Source organism: Actinomadura rubrobrunea NBRC 15275, from assembly GCF_001552235.1.
Classification (GTDB): domain Bacteria; phylum Actinomycetota; class Actinomycetes; order Streptosporangiales; family Streptosporangiaceae; genus Spirillospora; species Spirillospora viridilutea.
The window spans coordinates 69,226-89,045 of the sequence record NZ_BCQU01000014.1 but is presented as its reverse complement, the minus strand read 5'-3'; the positions used below and the strand labels follow the sequence as shown (position 1 = coordinate 89,045).

The 19,820-nt window shown below is 73.2% G+C and carries 18 protein-coding genes; 5 read left to right on the top strand and 13 right to left on the bottom strand.

Annotated elements, in window-relative coordinates; genetic code table 11:
- A partial coding sequence (locus AR3_RS31010; RefSeq protein ID WP_217998475.1) for a hypothetical protein occupies positions 1-442 on the top strand: 442 nt, incomplete at its 5' end.
- A gap of 112 nt (positions 443-554) precedes the next feature.
- On the opposite strand, the gene AR3_RS06615 is transcribed toward AR3_RS31010, so the two are convergent.
- Positions 555-1,670, bottom strand: coding sequence for a PP2C family protein-serine/threonine phosphatase (locus AR3_RS06615; protein ID WP_083951010.1), 1,116 nt, complete (start codon positions 1,668-1,670; stop codon positions 555-557).
- A gap of 195 nt (positions 1,671-1,865) precedes the next feature.
- Here AR3_RS06615 and AR3_RS06610 point away from each other — a divergent pair, with 195 nt between their 5' ends.
- Positions 1,866-2,081 (top strand): hypothetical protein, encoded by a 216-nt coding sequence (locus AR3_RS06610; RefSeq protein ID WP_067910011.1) that lies wholly within the window; start codon positions 1,866-1,868, stop codon positions 2,079-2,081.
- Between the two features lie 89 nt (positions 2,082-2,170).
- On the opposite strand, the gene AR3_RS06605 is transcribed toward AR3_RS06610, so the two are convergent.
- From AR3_RS06605 to AR3_RS06575, 7 genes are all read right to left on the bottom strand, one after another.
- Positions 2,171-2,647, bottom strand: a complete 477-nt coding sequence (locus AR3_RS06605; protein WP_067910009.1) for a ribose-5-phosphate isomerase — start codon at positions 2,645-2,647, stop codon at positions 2,171-2,173.
- Positions 2,648-2,727: 80 nt separating this feature from the next.
- On the bottom strand, positions 2,728-3,669 hold the full coding sequence (locus AR3_RS06600) for an ATP-binding protein (protein ID WP_067910006.1): 942 nt from the start codon (positions 3,667-3,669) through the stop codon (positions 2,728-2,730).
- A 216-nt stretch (positions 3,670-3,885) separates the two neighbouring features.
- The gene (locus AR3_RS06595) at positions 3,886-4,716 is read right to left on the bottom strand and encodes an energy-coupling factor ABC transporter ATP-binding protein (RefSeq protein WP_227023211.1); all 831 of its coding nucleotides are present in this window, start codon (positions 4,714-4,716) and stop codon (positions 3,886-3,888) included.
- On the bottom strand, positions 4,713-5,474 hold the full coding sequence (gene cbiQ, locus AR3_RS06590; protein ID WP_067910003.1) for a cobalt ECF transporter T component CbiQ: 762 nt from the start codon (positions 5,472-5,474) through the stop codon (positions 4,713-4,715). The genes AR3_RS06595 and cbiQ overlap by 4 nt, the downstream gene beginning before the upstream one ends.
- Positions 5,475-5,798 (bottom strand): PDGLE domain-containing protein, encoded by a 324-nt coding sequence (locus AR3_RS31655; RefSeq protein WP_067910000.1) that lies wholly within the window; start codon positions 5,796-5,798, stop codon positions 5,475-5,477.
- 11 nt (positions 5,799-5,809) lie between these two features.
- A complete protein-coding gene (locus AR3_RS06580; protein ID WP_217998474.1) occupies positions 5,810-6,535 on the bottom strand; it encodes an energy-coupling factor ABC transporter permease in 726 nt (241 codons plus the stop codon).
- 222 nt (positions 6,536-6,757) lie between these two features.
- A complete protein-coding gene (locus tag AR3_RS06575) occupies positions 6,758-7,372 on the bottom strand; it encodes a mycothiol-dependent nitroreductase Rv2466c family protein (RefSeq protein WP_067909997.1) in 615 nt (204 codons plus the stop codon).
- A gap of 179 nt (positions 7,373-7,551) precedes the next feature.
- On the opposite strand from AR3_RS06575, the gene pepN reads away from it, so the two are divergent.
- Complete coding sequence (gene pepN, locus AR3_RS06570; RefSeq protein WP_067910049.1) at positions 7,552-10,149, top strand: aminopeptidase N; 2,598 nt, start codon at positions 7,552-7,554, stop codon at positions 10,147-10,149.
- 30 nt (positions 10,150-10,179) lie between these two features.
- Here pepN and malQ read toward each other — a convergent pair whose 3' ends face one another.
- The gene (gene malQ / locus AR3_RS06565; protein ID WP_067909992.1) at positions 10,180-12,306 is read right to left on the bottom strand and encodes a 4-alpha-glucanotransferase; all 2,127 of its coding nucleotides are present in this window, start codon (positions 12,304-12,306) and stop codon (positions 10,180-10,182) included.
- Positions 12,307-12,353: 47 nt separating this feature from the next.
- A complete protein-coding gene (locus AR3_RS06560; protein ID WP_174545426.1) occupies positions 12,354-13,784 on the bottom strand; it encodes an amidase in 1,431 nt (476 codons plus the stop codon).
- Between the two features lie 226 nt (positions 13,785-14,010).
- Between AR3_RS06560 and AR3_RS06555 the strand changes: the two genes are divergently transcribed.
- Both AR3_RS06555 and ilvD read left to right on the top strand, forming a co-directional pair.
- The gene (locus tag AR3_RS06555) at positions 14,011-14,832 is read left to right on the top strand and encodes a nuclease-related domain-containing protein (RefSeq protein ID WP_067909978.1); all 822 of its coding nucleotides are present in this window, start codon (positions 14,011-14,013) and stop codon (positions 14,830-14,832) included.
- A gap of 389 nt (positions 14,833-15,221) precedes the next feature.
- Positions 15,222-17,078 carry a dihydroxy-acid dehydratase gene (gene ilvD / locus AR3_RS06550; protein WP_067909976.1) on the top strand — a complete coding sequence of 619 codons (1,857 nt, stop codon included), beginning with the start codon at positions 15,222-15,224 and terminating at the stop codon, positions 17,076-17,078.
- A gap of 477 nt (positions 17,079-17,555) precedes the next feature.
- On the opposite strand, the gene AR3_RS29380 is transcribed toward ilvD, so the two are convergent.
- The 3 genes from AR3_RS29380 to AR3_RS06535 all read right to left on the bottom strand — a co-directional run bounded on the left by AR3_RS29380 (position 17,556) and on the right by AR3_RS06535 (position 19,714).
- Positions 17,556-17,783 (bottom strand): FmdB family zinc ribbon protein, encoded by a 228-nt coding sequence (locus AR3_RS29380; protein WP_083951006.1) that lies wholly within the window; start codon positions 17,781-17,783, stop codon positions 17,556-17,558.
- A gap of 84 nt (positions 17,784-17,867) precedes the next feature.
- The gene (locus tag AR3_RS06540) at positions 17,868-18,377 is read right to left on the bottom strand and encodes an HNH endonuclease (RefSeq protein ID WP_067909970.1); all 510 of its coding nucleotides are present in this window, start codon (positions 18,375-18,377) and stop codon (positions 17,868-17,870) included.
- 374 nt (positions 18,378-18,751) lie between these two features.
- Positions 18,752-19,714 (bottom strand): hypothetical protein, encoded by a 963-nt coding sequence (locus AR3_RS06535; RefSeq protein WP_067909967.1) that lies wholly within the window; start codon positions 19,712-19,714, stop codon positions 18,752-18,754.
- Positions 19,715-19,820: the final 106 nt, after the last annotated feature.

Sequence of the window (19,820 nt, the reverse complement as noted above, 5' to 3'; positions counted from 1 at the left end):
GCCCGGCCCGGCGGCGGCGCCGGCGCGCCGGACCGCGGCGATCGGGACGGCCGCCGCGCCGACGCCGCGTCCGACCGTCGACGAAGGGCCCGACACCGAGGCGTTCGGCCTGATCCGGCATGTCGGCGCGCGGTCGACCGTCCGCGCCCGCGTCCTGGCCGCGGTGGGCGCCGCCCTCGCGACGGTGCTGGTCGGCGGGCTGATCATGGGACTGGGCGGCCGGGACGACGACGCGGGCCGCACGGGCGCCCGCGTCACCCCGACGGCCGGCGCGTCCGCCCCCGCCGACCCGCCCGCGACCGGACACCCGAGCGCACCGCGTCGGCACGAGCCGCTCCACCCGGCCCGGCCGAAGCGCAAGGCCGCCGAGCCGCGGCACAAGAGCAGGGTCCACAAGGGGCCCGGCGCGAAACGGGCCGGACACGACGAACGCCGCCCCTGACAGAGGGCGGCGGAGCAGCGGATCACACGCTCGGCGGCGCGGCCCGGCCCCTGTCGGGCGGGGACGCAGGGCAGAGGCGGGCGCAGGGCAGAGGACCGTCAGGTGCGCCAGATCAGGTGCGCCAGATGAGGACGAGGGCGCAGTCGTCGTCCCGCGCGGCGGCCATCGTCTGCACCAGTTCCTTGGCCCCCTTGCGGAAGCCCTGCGGGACCAGCCGCTCGGCCTCGCCCAGGAGCCGGTCGATGCCCGCGTCCAGGTCGCGGCCGGGCGACTCGACCAGGCCGTCGGTGTAGAGCAGCAGCGCGTCCCCGGGGCGCAGCGTCCCCCGTTCGGGCTCGCAGCGCAGGTCCGGGACGACGCCGAGCACCACGCCCTTGGCCGAGCTGACCTGCCAGGTGCCGGTGCCGGCGTCGAACTGCACGGCGGGGGGATGCCCGGCCGACTCGACGGTGTACTCGCCGGTGGCCAGGTCGACCTGGAGGTGGACGGCCGTGACGAACCCTTCGTCCCAGCGCTGGCGGTGCAGGTAGTCGTTGCACGCGGGCAGGAACCGGTCCGGCTGGACCGATCCAAGCAGCCCTCCGAACGCGCCGGACAGCATCAGCGCCCGGGTGCCCGCGTCGGTGCCCTTGCCCGACACGTCCACCAGCGCCACCTCCAGGATGTCGCCGGTGCGCGCCGAGACCACGAAGTCCCCGCCGAAGGACGAGCCGCCCGCCTGGAGCATCACCACCTGGGCGTCCCAGCCCTCGGGCAGCTCCGGCAGCTCGCCCTGGCGGCGCAGCCGGTCGCGCAGCTCGAGCAGCATCGAGTCGCCGCGCAGCCCCTGCACGCCGAGCTGCTGGCGGGTGCGGGCCAGGGTGAGCGCCAGCACCGCCGTGATCAGGAGGGTGGCGATCGTGCCGGGGCCGACCTCGGCCGGGTCGTCCGCGGCGTTGTAGGCGGTCATCGCGACGACCACCACCAGCAGCGCGACCAGGGTGCGCACCTTCAGCAGCAGGCCGCCGCCGACCACGGTGAGCACCAGCGCGGCGGGCGGCGCCCAGGCCCGCGACTCGGTGGCCGCCATGCCGAGCACGATCGCCACGACGGTCAGGCCGGTGAACACATAGCGTTCACGGATGGCCTTCCCTCGCCGAAGCCACCCGTAGATCCGCACGAGCAGCGGAATCCGCCGCAGGAAGGCGCGGACTCCCGGCGGAAGCAGGTGGACCAGACGTTGCAGCATCTCCGGCACTGTATCGGGCATCGGGCGTTCCCGACGGGCATCCGCGCCAGGGACGACCTGTTATAACGGTCCATACGCGGTCTTGACAGCCCGGCGCGCCGACGTGTGACGCTCTGTGACGGTACGGGCCGGAGGCGCCGCCGGGCCCCGGCCGATGGGTGCGACGGCGCCCACCGCACTCGCCAGGAGGTGGACGTGGCCCGGCTCAGCATGCGGATCACGCTGGACGCGGCGATGCGGGCGCGGGACGTCTCCCGCGCCGTTCCGGACGAGGAGGACCCGCCCGCCACGGGATCGGGATCCGCGCCGAAAGGCGCCGCCGAGCCCGCGGACGCCTCCAAGCGCTCCCGATCGTCCCGGAACGAACGCCGCCGCCAGGGCAAACGCGGCGGCGCGCGGCGCTTCCAGTGACCGTCCCGCCGCCGGCGGCGGGACGAGGCACCGACGAGGCAGGGGACGGCACGGCGGCGAGCCGCCCCCGCGCCGGGGGGTGAGCGGGCTCAGTCCTTCTCGGGGAGCGGCGGCAGCTCGCCGGTCTGCTCGTAGTCGCCCAGCATCCGGATCCGCCGGGTGTGCCGCTCCTCCTGCGAGTACGGCGTTTCCAGGAACAGGCGGACGAACCGGGTGGCGGTGTCCAGGTCGTGCTGGCGGGCGCCGATGCTGATCACGTTGGCGTCGTTGTGCTCGCGGGCGAGCCGGGCGGTGTCGTCGTTCCACACCAGGGCCGCCCGCACCCCCTTGACCTTGTTGGCGGCCATCGCCTCGCCGTTGCCGGAGCCGCCGATGACGATGCCCAGCGTCCCCGGCTCGGCCGCGGTGCGCTCGGCGGCTCTCAGCACGAACGGCGGATAGTCGTCGAGGGCGTCGTAGACGAACGCCCCGCAGTCGACGGGTTCGTGACCGTTGGCCGACAGCCAGGCGACCAGGTGCTCCTTCAGCTCGAAGCCGGCGTGGTCGCATCCGAGAAACACGCGCATGTGGGGCATTCTCGCAGGCCCGCGCGGCACGCCGGACTCCGCCCCCCGGCCGAGGCGGGCGCCCCCTGCGGGGCCGTCCGCTAGAGCGCGGCGGGCAGGCGGAAGGCGGGGTCGATCTGGGCCTCCAGGTCCTCGCCGACGGCGCGGTTGGCCCAGCTGCGCGCGTTCTTGACGTGGAACTCGACGGCCTGGCGCTGGTACCTGTCCCAGTCCTTGCGGCAGGCGTCCACGGCGGCGAGCATGCGGGCGAGGGCCCGCTCGTTGTCGACCTCCAGCGGCACGCCGTGGCGCCCCTGCTCCAGCGCCCGCACGGCGGCCGACTGGCCGATCCACGTCAGCAGGTCGTCGCCGACGTGCTCGCGCAGGTACGCCACGTCGTCCTCGCCCTGCACCTTGTTGCCGACGACGGCGATGGCGACGTCGTGGTCGCGGGCGTAGTCGCGGTACTGGCGGTAGACGCTCACGCCCTTGCGGGTGGGCTCGGCGACCAGGAACGTCAGGTCGAACCGGGTGAACAGCCCGGAGGCGAAGGCGTCCGCGCCCGCGGTCATGTCGACGACCGCATACTCGCCCGGCCCGTCGACCAGGTGGTTGAGGTAGAGCTCGACCGCGCCGGTCTTGGAGTGGTAGCACGCCACCCCGAGATCGTCCTCGGTGAACGCGCCGGTGACCAGCAGCGCGACGCCGTCGACGTCTTCGGCCAGCGCGTGGACCGGGTCGTCGCCGCGCAGCCGCAGCAGCCGCGAGCCGGCGCCGGGCGGCGTGGTCTTGACCATCGCGGCCGCCGAGGAGATCCGGGGGTTGTCCCCCCGCAGGTACTCCTTGATCTGCGGCAGGTGGTCGCCCAGCGCGGGGAGCTTGGCGGCCCGGCCCTCGTCGAGGCCCAGCGCCGCGCCGAGGTGCTGGTTGATGTCGGCGTCGATCGCCACCACCGGCAGTCCCCGCTCGGCCACGAACCGCGCGAACAGCGAGGACAGGGTGGTCTTGCCGCTGCCGCCCTTGCCGACGAAGGCTACCTTCACGACTACCCCCGAATACGAAATGAAAACGGTTGCCACTTCCAGATGACGCCGAGTCTACGACGCGTCGCCGTCCGTGCAAGCGGAAACACGCGGAAAGACCGTCACGGCCCGCCGGCGCAGCCCGAGAGGGGCGACGGATGGGGATGTTGCTGGATGGCAGCGGGCGCCGCGGTCGCGCCGCCGTCAGGGGCTGCGGGCGGCGGATCGGAGGGCGGGTCAGCGCGGGATGGCCGCGGGATCGAAGCCGAACGGCAGCTCCAGGCGGTGGGCCGCCAGCAGGTCGGCGTCGGACAGCAGGTCGAGCGTCGGCGCGTCCGCCGCGATCACCCCGCCGGACAGGATCAGCGAGCGGGGGCACAGCTCGGCCGCGTACGGCAGGTCGTGCGTGACCATCAGCACCGTCACGTCCAGCGACCGCAGGATCTCGGCCAGCTCGCGGCGGCTGGCCGGGTCCAGGTTGGACGAGGGCTCGTCCAGCACAAGGATCTCCGGCTCCATGGCCAGGACAGTCGCCACCGCCACCCGGCGGCGCTGCCCGAACGACAGGTGCTGCGGGGGGCGGTCGGCCGCCTCCAGCATGCCGACCCGCTCCAGCGCGTCCCGGACGCGCCGGTCCAGCTCGGCGCCGCGCAGGCCCATGGCGGCGGGGCCGAACGCCACGTCCTCGCGGACGGTCGGCATGAACAGCTGGTCGTCGGGGTCCTGGAAGACGATGCCGACCCGGCGGCGGATCTCCCGCAGCGTCCGCTTGTCCGCGGGATCCACCTCCAGGCCCGCGACGCGCACCGTGCCCGCGCCGCCGTGCAGGATCCCGTTGAGGTGCAGGACGAGCGTGGTCTTGCCCGCGCCGTTGGGGCCGAGCAGCGCCACCCGCTCGCCGCGCCGGATGGTGACGTCCACGCCGTAGAGGGCCTGAGTGCCGTCGGGGTAGGCGTAGGCGAGGCCGCGCACCTCAAGGGACGGGGGCGCTCCGCCGTCCTCCTCCGCGGCAGATGCGGGGGCCGTCGTCGGCCGGTTCGGGGCGGTCATGGATCCCTCCGAGTTCATGAAACGCTCCACGCGACCGCGGCGATCAAGGCGGCGGCCGGCAGCGCGGCGGCGGCCGTCCAATGGGCGGCGGTGGCGCCGACGTCCCGCAGCACCGGCATGCGCCCCTCGTAGCCCCGGCTGACCATGGCCAGGTGGACGCGTTCGCCGCGCTCGTAGGACCGCAGGAACAGCGCGCCCAGCGACCGGGCCAGCACGCGCGCGTCCCGCAGGTCGCGCGCCTCGAAGCCGCGGGACGCCCGCGCGATCCGCATCCGGCGCATCTCCTCGGCGACCACGTCGGCGTAGCGCAGCATGAACGCGGCGATCTGCACGATGAGCGCCGGCATGCGCAGCCGTTCCACTCCGAGCAGCAGCAGGCGGGGCTCGGTGGTGGCCGCCAGCAGGATCGACGCGACCACGCCGAGGGTGCCCTTGGCGAGGATGTTCCAGGCCCCCCACAGCCCGGCCTCGCTCAGCGAGAGCCCGAGCCAGTGGACCCGCTCCCCGGTCGCCACGAACGGCATGAGCAGGGCGAACGCCACGAACGGCAGCTCGATCGCGGTCCGGCGCAGCACCAGCCGGTACGGCACCCGCGCCACCGCGGCGACCGCCGCCAGCAGCAGCGCGTAGGCGGCGAACGCCCAGATCCGCTCGCGCGGCGTGGCCACCACGGCCAGCACGAACACCAGCACCGCCACGAGCTTGCACTGCGGCGGCAGCCGGTGCACGGGCGAGCGTCCGGGCAGGTAGAGGCGGTGCGCGTGCCCGGCGCCCATCTAGGCGTCCGGGTCCGTACGCAAGTCCATACGGACGCCGCGCCGCCGGACCGCCCAGAACAGCCCGCCGGACACCAGGAGCACCGCGCCGACGCCGATCACTCCGGCCAGCCCGCCCGACAGCCGGTCGTTCTCCACGCCCTTGACGCCGTAGTCGCCCAGCGGCGAGTCCGCCAGGGCGTGCTCCTTCTCCCCGGCGTCGAAGCCCTTGTCCGCGGCGACCTTCTCCAGCCCGTCGGGCATGCTGCTGGCGTAGTAGCTGACGCCGCCGGCCAGCACCAGCGACACCAGCAGGGCCACGATGAAGAACCGCTTGGTGCTCATGTTCCCCCCTCTCACGCGCCGGCGCCGGACGGTTCGCCGGCCGCCCCGCCGCTCCCGGACACGGTGCGCGTGCGCAGCTCGGGCCGCTTGATCAGCCCGCGCGCCCCGTACACCAGGTCGGGCCGGACGGCCAGGACGCTGGACACGGTCAGCGAGGTGATCAGCGCCTCGCCGACGCCGATGAGCACGTGCACGCCGATCATGGCGGCCGCGACCGAGCCCAGCGGCACCTCGGTGGTGCCGCCCAGGGCGTAGATCAGCGTGAACGCCGCGGCCGAGGCGGGCACCGACGCCAGCGCGGCCGCGAACGCGGCGCCGGTCACCGCCGGACGGGCGGCGGGCAGGACGCGCAGCAGCAGCCGGAAGACCCCGTACCCGACGGCGACCGTGACCAGGCCCATGATCGTGATGTTGACGCCGAGCGCGCTGAGGCCGCCGTCGGCGAACAACAGCGCCTGCAGGCCGAGCACCACCGCCATGCAGAGCACGGCCGTGTACGGCCCGGCGAGGATCGCCGCCAGCGCCCCGCCGAGCAGGTGCCCGCTGGTGCCCGCGGCGACCGGGAAGTTGAGCATCTGCGCGGCGAACACGAACGCCGCCGTCAGCCCGGCCAGCGGCGCGGTGCGGTCGTCCAGCTCGCGGCGGGCGCCGCGCAGCGAGACCGCCACTCCCACGACCGCCACCGCTCCGGCCGCGACGGAGACCGGGGCGTCGATGAACCCGTCCGGTACGTGCACCGTTCCCACCTGCCCGATTTGAACGATTTGGCGACATCAGTGTGGCGACACACTTATGGCAATTGCAAGTCGCTCGCAATTATTGTGACCAATCGTGATATGCATGCGACGTACAGTAAGGGTGTCGCACTCGCACGTCCCCGCGCACGCATCCCCGCGTGTGCGGGGATGCGTGCGCATCGGTTCCCGGACGGACGGGCATCCGGACCGGCGCGGCCCCGCTCAGTCGAAGATCGGGTCGCGGGTCCGGGTGCGCTTGAGCTCGAAGAATCCGTCGACGCCGGCGACCTTCACCACCCCGTCCCAGAGCTTGACGGCCTCCTCGCCGCGGGGGACGGGGGTGACGACCGGGCCGAAGAAGGCCACCCCCTCGACCTCGATCACCGGGGTGCCGACCTCCTCGCCGACGCGGTCGATGCCGTCCTTGTGGGAGGCGCGCAGGGCCTCGTCGTACTCGGTGGACTCGGCGGCGGCGGCCAAGGCCGGGTCGCATCCGGCCGCCGCGAGGGCCTCCTCCAGCATCTCCCGGTCGAACTTCCGCTTGTCATGGTGACGGCGCGTCCCCAGCTCGGTGTACAGATCGCCGAGCACTTCGTTCCCGTGCTTCTGCTCGGCGGCGATGCACACGCGCACCGGACCCCAGGCGTCCTTCAGCAACGCGCGGTAGTCGTCGGGGATGTCCTTGTCCTCGTTGAGGACGGCCAGGCTCATCACATGCCAGCGGGGCTCGATCGGGCGGTGCTTCGCCACCTCCAGCACCCATCGGGAAGTGATCCACGCCCAGGGGCACAGCGGATCGAACCAGAAGTCAACGGGTGTGCGAGCGTTTTCCGACACCTCAGTCTCCTCTGCCTGCCTTTTTGAGAGCCGTAAGGGCCAACCTAGGGCGCCGCGCGACCATTCCCACGCGCATCCCCGTGAACCCGGGGGAACGGATGACCCTGCCACGGGGACCCGGAACCCGGGACGTTGGTAGACATGGACTAACCGGAGACAAAGACAGCCAAGGAGTGCACGTGGCAGGCAACCTCACGCGCGACGAGGCGCGGGAACGGGCCCGGCTGCTCAGCGTCGACTCGTACCGGGTCGAGCTGGACCTCACCACGGGGGAGCAGACGTTCGGGTCCACCACCGTCATTTCGTTCGGGTGTGCCGAGCCGGGCGCATCGACGTTCGTCGACCTGCACGGCGCGGTCGTGCGGGAGGCGACGCTCAACGGGCGGGCCCTGGACCCGGCGACGTACGACGCCGACAAGGGCCGGCTGCCGCTGCCGTCGCTGGCCGAGCGCAACGAGCTGCGCGTGGTGGCCGACTGCGCCTACTCGCGTTCGGGCGAGGGCCTGCACCGCTTCGTCGACCCGGTCGACCAGAGCGTGTACCTCTACACGCAGTTCGAGACCGCCGACGCGCACCGCATGTACACCTGCTTCGACCAGCCGGACCTGAAGGCCGCCTTCGAGCTGACGGTGATCGCGCCGGAGGGCTGGCAGGTCGTCGGCAACGAGGCCCCCGACGTCACCGCGGAGCCCGTCGGCTCCGGCCAGGACCGCCGGCGCTGGCACTTCCCGCCGACGCCGCGGATCTCGACCTACATCACCGCGCTGGTGGCGGGGCCGTACCACGTGGTGCGGGACGAGTACCGGCGCGAGGACGGCAGCGCGATCCCGCTGGGGGTGTTCTGCCGGGCGTCGCTGGCCGAGCACCTGGACGCCGACGCGATCATCGACGTCACCCGGCAGGGCTTCGCGTTCTTCGAGAAGGTGTTCGACCGGCGGTACCCGTTCGGCAAGTACGACCAGCTGTTCGTGCCGGAGTTCAACGCCGGCGCCATGGAGAACGCGGGCTGCGTGACGTTCCTGGAGGACTACGTCTTCCGGTCGCGGGTGACCGACGCGGCCTATGAGCGGCGCGCCGAGACCATCCTGCACGAGATGGCGCACATGTGGTTCGGCGACCTGGTCACCATGCGCTGGTGGGACGACCTGTGGCTGAACGAGTCGTTCGCCACGTACATGAGCGTCCTGTGCCAGGCCGAGGCGACCAAGTGGACCGGGTCCTGGACGACGTTCGCCAACCTGATGAAGGCGTGGGCCTACCGGCAGGACCAGCTGCCGTCCACCCACCCGATCTCGGCGGACATCCCCGACATCCGCGCGGTCGAGGTCAACTTCGACGGGATCACCTACGCCAAGGGCGCCAGCGTCCTCAAGCAGCTGGTGGCGTACGTCGGCCGCGACAACTTCCTGGAGGGCGTGCGCCGCTACTTCCAGCGGCACGCGTGGGGCAACACCGTCCTCGGCGACCTGCTGGACGCCCTGGAGGAGACCTCGGGCCGCGACCTGAAGGCGTGGTCGAAGGAGTGGCTGGAGACCGCCGGGGTCAACACGCTGCGCCCCGACTACGAGGTGGACGACGACGGCGTCTTCACCGCGTTCGCCGTCCGGCAGGAGGCCAAGCCCGACTACCCGACCCTGCGCTCCCACCGCGTCGCGATCGGCCTGTACGACCGCACGCCCGAGGGGATCGTCCGCCGCAAGCGGGTGGAGCTGGACGTCGTCGGCGACCGCACCGAGGTGCCGGAGCTGGTCGGCGAGAAGCGGCCCGACCTGGTGCTGGTCAACGACGACGACCTCACCTACGCCAAGATCCGCCTGGACGAGCACTCGCAGCGCACCCTCATGGGCGCCGCGGCGGGGCCGGGGTCGGCCGCCCGGCAGGGGGGCATCGGCGACATCAAGGACGGGCTGCCGCGGGCGCTGTGCTGGTCGGCGGCCTGGGACATGACCCGCGACGCCGAGATGGCCACCCGGGACTACGTCCGGCTCGTCCTGTCCGGCATCCGCGGCGTCACGGACATCTCGGTGGCGCAGACGCTGCTGCGGCAGGCGCGCACGGCCCTGCAGCAGTACGCCGACCCGGCGTGGCGCCCGGAGGGGCGGCGGCTGATGGCCGACGCGCTGTACGACCTGGCGCGCGAGGCCGAGGCCGGGTCGGACTTCCAGCTCGCCTACGTGCAGGCGTTCACGGCCGTGGCCGAGACCGAGGACCACCTGGCGTTCGTCAAGGGGCTGCTGGACGGCTCGCGGTCGCTGGAGGGCCTGACGGTCGACACCGAGCTGCGCTGGGCGCTGCTGCGCCGCCTGGTGGTCACCGGCCGGGCGGGCGAGGCGGAGATCGACGCCGAGCTGGAGCGGGACCCGACCGCGGCGGGCGAGCGGCACGCCGCCGCCTGCCGGGCCGCGATGCCGACCGCCGAGGCCAAGGCGGCCGCCTGGGAGCGGATCGTCGGCGGGAAGCTGCCCAACGCGGTGTTCCGCGCCACGCTGGGCGGTTTCGTCGAGCCCGACCAGGCCGAGCTGCTGCGCCCGTACGTCGACCGGTACTTCGCCGAGGTCGGCCGGATCTGGGACGAGTGGAGCAGCGACATGGCGCAGACGTTCGCCGAGGTCGCCTACCCGTTCCTGATCATCGAGCAGGCGACGGTCGACCGCACCGAGGCCTACATCGCCGAGCACCGGCCGCCCGCGGCGCTGGTGCGGCTGCTGTCGGAGGGCCGCGACGGGGTGGCGCGGGCCCTGCGCGCCCAGGCCAAGGACGCCTCCGCCGCGTCCTGACCCGCGCACGCCGCCTCGGCGCGGGCGCGGTCACCTCGATCGCCGCGGTGGCCGCGCCCGCGTCCGCATCGCCGCCCGGACGGGCTCCACGGCCGCGACCGGGCGGGGGTCGGCGGGCAGGTCGTCCAGCACGACGGGACGGCCGTCGGCGTCGGCCAGGGGCAGGCGCCAGTTGGGGTACCCGTCGGTGGTGCCGGGCTGGTTCTGGGTGCGGCGCTCGCCCACCGCGTCGGCCAGCGACACGCCGACGAGCCGGGCCGGGGTGCGCGCCAGCAGGGCGTGCAGGGCGGACGCCACCGCTTCGTCGTGGTCGTGCGCGCCGTCGGCCAGGCGGCGCAGCACGGCGTCCGGAGAGGCGGCCAGCAGCCCCTCGGCGCGCAGGAGGGCCAGCCAGTCGGCCAGCTGCCGCCAGTGGTCGGCCGCCTCGTCGGCGGCGGGCCGGGCGAGCAGCCCGAGCCGGTCGCGCAGGGCGACGTGGTCGCCGTGCAGGAATCCGATGATCGGCGGCATGTCGTGGGTGCCGACGGTGGCCAGGGAGAGCTCGCGCCAGTTCTCGGGGGTCTGGGGCCTGCCGTGGCGGTCGCGTTCGAACCACAGCAGGGACGTGCCCAGGACGCCGCGCATCGCGAGGTCCGCGCGCAGTCGGGGCTCGACCGTGCCGAGGTCCTCGCCGACGACGACGGCGTCGGTGCGGGCCGCCTCCCAGATGAGGCAGGACAGCAGCGCCTCGTGGTCGTAGCCCACGTACGTGCCGTCGGCGGGTGAGGCGCCTTCGGGGATCCACCACAGCCGCGACACTTGCATGGCGTGGTCGATGCGCAGTCCTCCCCCGTGTCTGAGGGCCGTCGCCAGCATCTCCCTGTACGGGGCGTACTCGGCGTGGGCGAGGCGCTCGGGATGCCACGGGGGCTGTCCCCAGTCCTGGCCGCGCTGGTTGAACTCGTCCGGGGGCGCCCCCACGCTCATCTCCTCGACGAAGAGGGGGCGGTAGGCCCACGCGTCGGCGCTCGCGTGAGGCACGCCCACGGCGACGTCGTGCATGATGCCGATGGGCATGCCCGCGGCTCGTGCGGTCCGCTGGGCTGCGGCGAGCTGCTGGTCGAGCTGCCATTGCAGCCAGGCGTGGAAGTCGACGCGTGACGCCAACCGTTCGGCTGCGCGCGCCACAGCGGGGCTGGCGGCGTCCTGGAGATGGGGCGGCCAGCGGCGCCAGTCGTTGCCGTACTCCTCCGCCAACGCGCACCAGGTGGCGAACACGGTCAATGCCTCGCCTTCGCGGTGGCGGAACCGGTCGTACTCGTGTTGCCGCCGGGGCGTTCGGGGGACGAGGTAAAGCGTTTCCAAAGCCTGGCGTTTGGCCGTCCACACCGCGTCCCGGTCGATGAGGCCGTTGTCCCGGCGCAGCGGGGCGGCCAGGGCGGCGACGCGTTCGCGCTCGTCCGCGGACAACGCCGCGCATTCGGGCACGTCCTCGACCCGCAGGTAGAGAGGGCTGGCGTAACGGCGGCTCATCGGCGAATAGGGCGACGGGGCGATAGGAGGCGTCGGCTCGGTGGCGTGCAGGGGGTTGACCAGGACGAACCCCGCTCCCAGCTCTTTGCCGCTCCAGGCCGCCAGTCGCGCCAGGTCGTGCAGGTCGCCTATCCCCCAGCTGGCTCGGGAGCGCACGGAATACAGCTGAGCGGTGAAGCCCCATGCCGGGTCCGGTGCCCGCAGGCGCTCCGGGGCGAAGAGCAGCGCGGCTTCCTGTTCTTGTGAGCCTCGGCGTGCGCGGACGCGATGCCACCCCAGGGGCGTATCCGCGGGCAGCGTGTAGGTGATGTCGCCTTCGGGCGTAGGGGGCGCCGGGATCGGCGTCAGTGTCGTGCCGTCGGCCAGTTCCACGGACAGTTCGGTCTGCGGCGGCACCTGGATCCGGTCGGCGCCCGGAACGCCACGGCAGGTCACCACGCAAGGCAGCATCCGTCGACGCCGCCGTTCTGGCAGCCGCGCCAGTTCGGCGCGCACCGCCGAAGGGGTGGAGGCGTCCACCCCCAGTGCGGCCAGCACCGCCACAAGGGTCTCGGCTGGAACGGGGGTTTCCCGTCCCAGCCAGTCCTTGTAGCCGGCGGCGACGTGATGGGCCCGGGCGAGCCTGCGCAGCTCCTCGTGGGCCACGTGCTCATCCACCACGGAAGGCACATGCCCGCTGGGCCGGGACGCAGTCAGGCGTTCCAGATCGGCGGCTTGCGGTCGGCCCAGGGGCGGGCCTCCTCCAGCTGCGCCGCCAGCGAGATCAAAGTCCCCTCGCCGCCCAGACGTCCGGCGAGCATCACGCCGATGGGCAGGCCGTCGGCGTTCCAGTGCAGCGGAACGTTGACGGCGGGCTGCCCCGACACGTTGTACATGGCGCAGAACGGGGTGAACGCCTTCTGCCTCGCGAAGTTCTCCTCGGGCTCCTGGTCGTGGAAGTAGCCCACGGGGCGCGGCGGCTGGGCCAGGGTCGGGTGCAGGATCGCGTCGAACTCGTCCATCACCGGGAACGCCTGCCGCAGCGCCGCCTGCAGCATCGCGTGCGCGTGGAACAGCTGGGGCGCGCCGGTGGCGTTGCCGCGTTCGCGCAGCCAGCGGGTCAGCGGCAGGAGCAGGTGCTCCTTGTCGGGCTCGACCGGCGTGAGCGTGGCCATGACGCCCCACAGCGTCTCGAAGATCGGCACCAGGTCGGGGCTGAAGACCCGCGGCATGTCGACGACCTCGTGGCCGAGCTCCGCCAGCAGCGCCGACGCCTCCTCGTAGGCGGCCAGGCAGTCGGGGTGCACCTCGGCGCCGGGGACGGCCGGCTCGGCGCTGCGGGCGATGCGCAGCCGGCCCGGCGGGCGGTCGGCGCAGCCGAGGAAGGTCTCGCCCTCCGGCAGCGGCGGCGCCAGGTACAGGTCGCCGGGCATGTGCCCGGCCATGGCGTCCAGCAGCGCGGCGGCGTCCCGGACGGTGCGGGCGATCGGCCCGTTGGTCGACAGCCCGAACAGGTCGGGGACGATCGGGCCCTGGGAGACGCGGCCCCGGGTCGGCTTGATGCCGACCAGGCCGCACACGCTGCTGGGGATGCGGATCGAACCGCCGCCGTCGCTGCCCTGCGCGGCCGGCGCCAGGCCCGCGGCGACCGCCGCGGCGGCGCCGCCGCTGGAGCCGCCCGCGGACCGCTCCAGGTCCCACGGCGTGCGGGCGGGGGGCGCGACGTCGCTTTCCGTGTAGCAGGGCAGACCGAATTCCGGGGTCGTGGTCTTGCCCAACAGGACACATCCCGCTTGCCTCAGAAGGGTCACGACATTGTCGTCGGCGAACCCCTTCATGTCGGCGAAGGCCCGCGACCCCAGGGTGAAGCGGACCCCCTCCACCATGTTCAGGTCCTTGATCGGGATCGGCACCCCGTGGAGCGGTGGCAGGTCGGCCGGGTCGGCGGCGTCGAGCACCTGCTTCTCGGCGGCCCGCGCCTGCTCGCGCACGTGCTCGTCGTCCACCGTCACGTACGCGCCCACCTGGTCGTTCAGCCGCTCGATGCGGTCCAGGTAGTGGTCGGCCAGCTCCAGCGGGGACAGCTCGCGGGCCCGGATCGCCGCGGCCTGCTCCAGCGCGCTCAGGTCATGAGGATGCGTCACACCGTCGAACGGTAGACCCCCCGGACCCCCGGATCAAAGATGACAACGAGGGCACGCCGCAAAGAGAGGGGTGAATGCAGTCCTACCCGCGCGACGCTTCGACGAATCACGCAGAAGTGGCGACAAAAGTATTAACCCGACATGACTAGGCGCGGAACGGCGGCGATGATTACTCTGCGCACGGAGGATCATGTTTCCGACGCGAAGGGAATACGGAGCGTCACCTATGGCGATCATGGAGCGGGGCGACAACACCCAGGGCGGCCGGTCCTCTCCCGACCCGGGCCGCAGGCCGGGCAGGCTGCCGCCCAGGCCCGAGACCTACGGCGAGCTGCTGAACGACCCCACCGTCCGGCGCTGGGCGATCCGCGCCGCCGCGGCGGTCGTGATCGGGGTCGTCTTCGCGGTGGTGTTCGACCTGCGCGTCGGGCTCACCGCCGCGATCGTGGCGGTCATCGCCGACGTCGTCCGCCGGGCCCGCACCTCGTCCAGCGTGGCGGCCTGGCAGAAGTCGTCGGCCGCCGAGCGGCGCACCGAGCGGCAGCTGCGCGCCCTCGAGAAGAAGGGCTACCTGGTGCTGCACGCCCGGGCGGTGCCGCGCGACACCGAGGGCGTCAGCGACGGCCGCATCGACCACCTGGTCATCGGCCCGAGCGGCGTCTACGCCATCGACTCGGAGAAGTGGGACAAGCGGCTGCCCGTGCGGACCCTGTCGCACCGCAAGCTCTTCCACGGCCCCTTCAACAAGAAGGACCGCCTGGACGAGGCGCGGTGGGAGGCCGAGCAGGCCAGCCGGATGCTCTCCGAGCGGGTCGGCTTCGAGGTGCCCGTCCAGCCCTCGGTGGCCATCTACGGGCCGTCCATCCCGTGGAAGGTCATGCGGGTGCGGGACGTCGACGTCTACGCGGGCAACCAGGCGCGCGGCTACCTGCGCCGCCGGCCCAAGATCCTCACCGAGGCCGACATCCAGCGCATCTACCAGGCCGCCCAGGAGGCGCTCCCCCCGCAGTACCCCACGGAGGAGGACGAGCAGCGCGAGACGGTCTGACCGACCGCCTCCGGGGCCGGACGCCGTCCGGCCCGCGGCTCGACGACGAGCCCTCGGCCACCGGACACCGGTGTCGGAGGGCACCCCGCCCCCGGGGTGCCCTCATCGCTCAGTTCGTCCCTTCGCGGCTCCCCTTCGCCTTCCCCTTCGCGGCTCCCCTTCGCCTTCCCCTTCGCGGTCTCCCCGCGCGCCCCTTTCGCCGAGCCCTTCGCAAACCCGCGAACCAGCGGCGTTGATAGCATCGAAGGCACAGCCGACCCCCCAGGGGACCTCTGCCGGGCCGGCGGGCCGCCTCCCCGACGGGACGAGGGTAGGGGCCGAGGCAGGGCGCGATCCGCCGCTGCGACGTAAGATCACCGCCACACCACGTCAGCACGCCGAGGAGCATCATGCCCCCGCTCAGGTCACGAACGGTCACCCACGGACGCAACATGGCGGGAGCCCGCGCGCTCTTGCGCGCCACCGGCGTGGCCGGGGAGGACTTCGGCAAGCCGATCGTCGCCGTGGCCAACAGCTTCACCCAGTTCGTGCCCGGCCACGTCCATCTGCGCGAGGTCGGCGACATCGTCGCCGCCGCCGTCCGCGAGGCGGGAGGCGTGCCGCGCGAGTTCAACACGATCGCGGTGGACGACGGCATCGCCATGGGGCACGGCGGCATGCTCTACTCGCTGCCGTCCCGGGAGCTGATCGCCGACGCGGTCGAGTACATGGTCAACGCGCACTGCGCCGACGCGCTGGTCTGCGTCTCCAACTGCGACAAGATCACCCCGGGGATGCTGCTGGCCGCGCTGCGGCTGAACATCCCCACCGTGTTCGTCTCCGGCGGGCCGATGGAGGCGGGCAAGCCGGTCGAGGGCGTCCTGGGCGGCCACAAGCTCGACCTGATCGACCCGATGATCGCCTCCGCCGACCACTCGGTGTCCGACGACGCGCTGGCGCGCCTGGAGGAGAGCGCCTGCCCGACCTGCGGCTCGTGCTCGGGCATGTTCACCGCCAACTCCATGAACTGCCTCACCGAAGCGATCGGGCTGGCGCTGCCGGGCAACGGCACCGTCCTGGCCACCCACACCGAGCGCCGGCGCCTCTACCAGGAGGCGGGGCGCACGGTGGTGGAGCTCGCCCGCCGCTACTACGAGCAGGACGACGACTCCGTCCTGCCCCGCAGCATCGCCACGCGCGACGCGTTCGAGAACGCCATGGCCCTCGACATCGCCATGGGCGGCTCGACCAACACGATCCTGCACCTGCTGGCCGCCGCCCGCGAGGCCCAGGTCGACTTCGGGCTCAAGGAGATCGACGAGCTGTCGCGCCGGGTGCCGTGCCTGTGCAAGCTGGCCCCCGCCACCGCCGAGTACCACGTTGAGGACTGCCACCGCGCGGGCGGCATCCCCGCCCTGCTGGGCGAGCTGGACCGCGCCGGGCTGCTCAACCGCACCGTCCACAGCATCCACTCGTCGTCGCTGACCGAGTTCCTGGCCCGGTGGGACGTCCGCTCCCCCGACGTGCTGCCCGAGGCCGTGGAGATGTTCCACGCCGCGCCCGGCGGAGAGCGCACCACCCGGGCGTCCGGCCAGAGCGCCCGCTGGGAGTCCCTCGACCTGGACCGCGCCGAGGGCTGCATCCGCGACGTCGACCACCCGTACACGACCGACGGCGGCCTGGCCGTCCTGTACGGCAACCTCGCGCCCGACGGCGCGATCGTGAAGACCGCCGGGGTCGAGGAGGAGCTGTGGACGTTCTCCGGCCCGGCGGTGGTGTTCGAGAGCCAGGAGGACGCCGTCGACGGCATCCTCGGCGGCAAGGTCAAGCCCGGTGACGTCGTCGTCATCCGCTACGAGGGCCCCAAGGGCGGCCCGGGCATGCAGGAGATGCTCTACCCGACGAGCTTCCTCAAGGGCCGCGACCTGGGCAAGGCGTGCGCGCTCATCACCGACGGCCGGTTCTCCGGCGGCACCAGCGGCCTGTCCATCGGCCACGCCTCCCCCGAGGCCGCCGCGGGCGGCGACATCGCGCTGGTCGAGGACGGCGACCGCATCGTCATCGACATCCCGCGCCGCACGCTGGAACTGGACGTCCCGGCCGACGTGCTCGCCGCCCGCCGCGAGAAGCTCCTGGCCGAGCTCGGCGGCTTCCGCCCCCGCGACCGGCGGCGCCCGGTCAGCGCGGCCCTGCAGGCCTACGCCGCGATGACCACCTCGGCCTCCACCGGAGCCGCCCGGGACATCACCCAGCTCGGCGGCAACTGACGACGCGCCGCCGTGTCTCGTGGCACCGCCCACGAGGCGCGGCGGCGCCTGCAACTCACTTCACGGCCGATCGGCGCCCGCCCTCGGCCGCCGCTCCGGAGGCAGCGGCCCTTCCGGTCACCGGCCGTCCCGGGCGTGGCAAACGATCATGCCGCACGGTGACACGCGGTCTCGTGGGCGCCGCTGCCGCCGAGCGGCCGGCGGCATCGTCCGGGACGAACCACGTCACGGCCGAGCACAGCTGAGGCCGCCGAAGCCGGGCGGCCTTGAGCAGAGGTCAGACGCGGCAGCCACCTGAACACTGGCCGCCCAGGAACCCCGCAAGATCATGCCGCCCGGCGGGAGCCCGCCCGTCGCCTGCGTCGCCACCGCCGAGCGCGGCCACGTCGCCCCCGGCGGAATCGCTTCTGCCCAGGCGCGCCGCGTCACGATCGGATCTGATCGCGCCGCCGAGGCTCGGACGGGGGCGAGCCGGGGTCAGGAGGAGCAGCAGCCTCCGCCGCAGCAGCCGCCTCCGCCGCCGGCCGCGGGGCGCGGAGCGGGGGCGCTCGCACGGCTCGTCCCGGTGACGGCGACCGTGGACAGCAGCTTGACCGTGTCGTCGTGGCCGGACGGGCAGGTGGCGGGCGCGGACGCCTCGCTCATCGGCCGGGACACCTCGAACGTCGATCCGCAGGCGCGGCAGCGATAGTCGTAGCGTGGCACGCTCCCAGGATACGGCGCTCCGGTCGGCCGGTCAGGACGCGCCGAGCCCGGGACCGCCGCCCCGCGCCGTCCCCGGTCGGCGGGTCAGGCGGCCAATTCGCGGACGTAGGGCGCCCACTGCGGATCGCCGTCGTGGATCAGGCCGATGAGCCTCCAGTGGACGCCGCGCGGCACGCCGGGCGTGACGTTGAGCGTCCACCCGAGCTCCTCCAGCAGCCGGTCGGCCTTGCGGTGGTTGCACGACATGCAGGAGGCCACGCAGTTCTCCCACACGTGCTTGCCGCCCCGGCTGCGCGGCAGGACGTGGTCGATGGTCTCGGCGCGGCGGCCGCAGTAGGCGCAGCGGTAGTTGTCGCGGCGCATCAGCGCGGCGCGGGTCAGGGGGACGCGGGTGCGCATCGGGATCCGCACGTACCGGCGGAGTCTGATCACCGACGGCACCTCGATCGACATGCTCGCCGAGTGCAGGACCGCGCCCGAAGAGTCGTTGTGGACGACTTCCGCCTTCTCCCGGAGCACGAGGCAGACCGCCCGTCGAAGGGGAAGGGTGGTGAGTGGTTCGTACGTCGCGTTCAGGAGAAGGACCTGTCTCATCAGACGGCCCTCTCAGGATCGTGGGTCTCGTTCGCCTCGGTGCACGCGTCTGCGCGCGCCTCGCACCGAGGCCCGAGTATTGTCTCCGGCACCTGCGCACCCACCATGAGGACCTCCCCAGGGGTTAGCTGGCCGTACCAGCGCTGGTCGACCGCACGGCCGACCCCGAAAATCAGTGTGGCGCCTGAGAAGGTCGTCCGCTACCCCATTAATACCCCCCAAAGCGACGAGATTGAACGCGCGGCGGCTCCCGGGATCATCGCGATGGTCCCGGGAGCCGCCGTGGACGCGCGCCCGTGAACGGGGACGCGCGCCCGCAGGGGCGGGCCGGAACGTGCCGCTCCGCTCCTTGGACGTCCCGGTCCGCCCCGGTCTCAGGTGTCCTGGGCGCGGGACACGACGTCGTACGGCATGGTCTTGTAATGCAGGCTGCTCAGGGCCAGGCGCGGCTCGGTCGAGCCCTGAGCCCGCGGCCTGGAGTGCTGCCGCGGCACTGCCGCGCCGCGCGAGACCGCCGCGCCCTTCGCGGACGCCTTGCCCCGCGGCTTCTTGCCCCGCGGCTTCTTGGTGCGCGGCGTCTTGCCCTTGGGCGTCTTGCTCCGCGGTGTCTTCTTGCCGTGCGGGGACGACTTTTTGGCGCGCGGCCTCGCCTGGCCCGTCCGCGGAGCCGACGCGGGCAGCGTCTGCGGCTGCGACGAGTCGCTGGGCAGGTTCTGTGACGGCTCCTGGGCCGGCACGGGGCCCTGGGACGGCTCTTGCGACGGGCCGGACCCCTGCGTCGGGGTCTGCGACGGGCTCGTCGTCGGGGTGCCTCCCTGCGAGACGGGCCGTCCGGTGGGGCGCTTCGCCTTCTTCCGCGGCTTGCTGCGCCGCCAGTCGACGTGGCCGCGGAGGCTCACGCCGCCCTCCAGGCTGTCCGGCAGCGTCGCCACCAGCGTCCCTTTCCGCGTCTGGCCCGCCCGAAGCGACGCGTAGGTGCAGCGCACCAGCCCCTCTTCCACCACCCGGCACGCCTTCTGCGGCGACCGGATCGGCAGCGGCGGCTTGACGCGGTGCGTCAGCACGACCGCGTAGGCCTTCCGGCCGGTGCGGTTGCGCAGCCGCCACTGCCAGGTGACCTTGGTCCCCGACGGGGCGAGCTTCGGCCGGGCGTAGACGACCTCGACCTTCCCCTTGGCGCCGACTCCCCCGGCGGTGACGGCCGGACGCGGCGGCGCGGTCCGGGCCGCGGCGTGCGCCGGCGGCCCCGCCGCCAGGCAGACGCCGGTCACGACGGCCCCGGCGGCGCCCAGCGCCGCGCGCGTGGGCGCGCGGCTCCCCCCGATGACCCTGTACATGTTCCACCCCCCTGTGTGGAAGACCAGCTGGTCAACAGTCACTTCTACCGAAGATCACCTGCGCGTTCACCTCGCCACACGCGCTGACGGGATCTTGTCGCCGAGA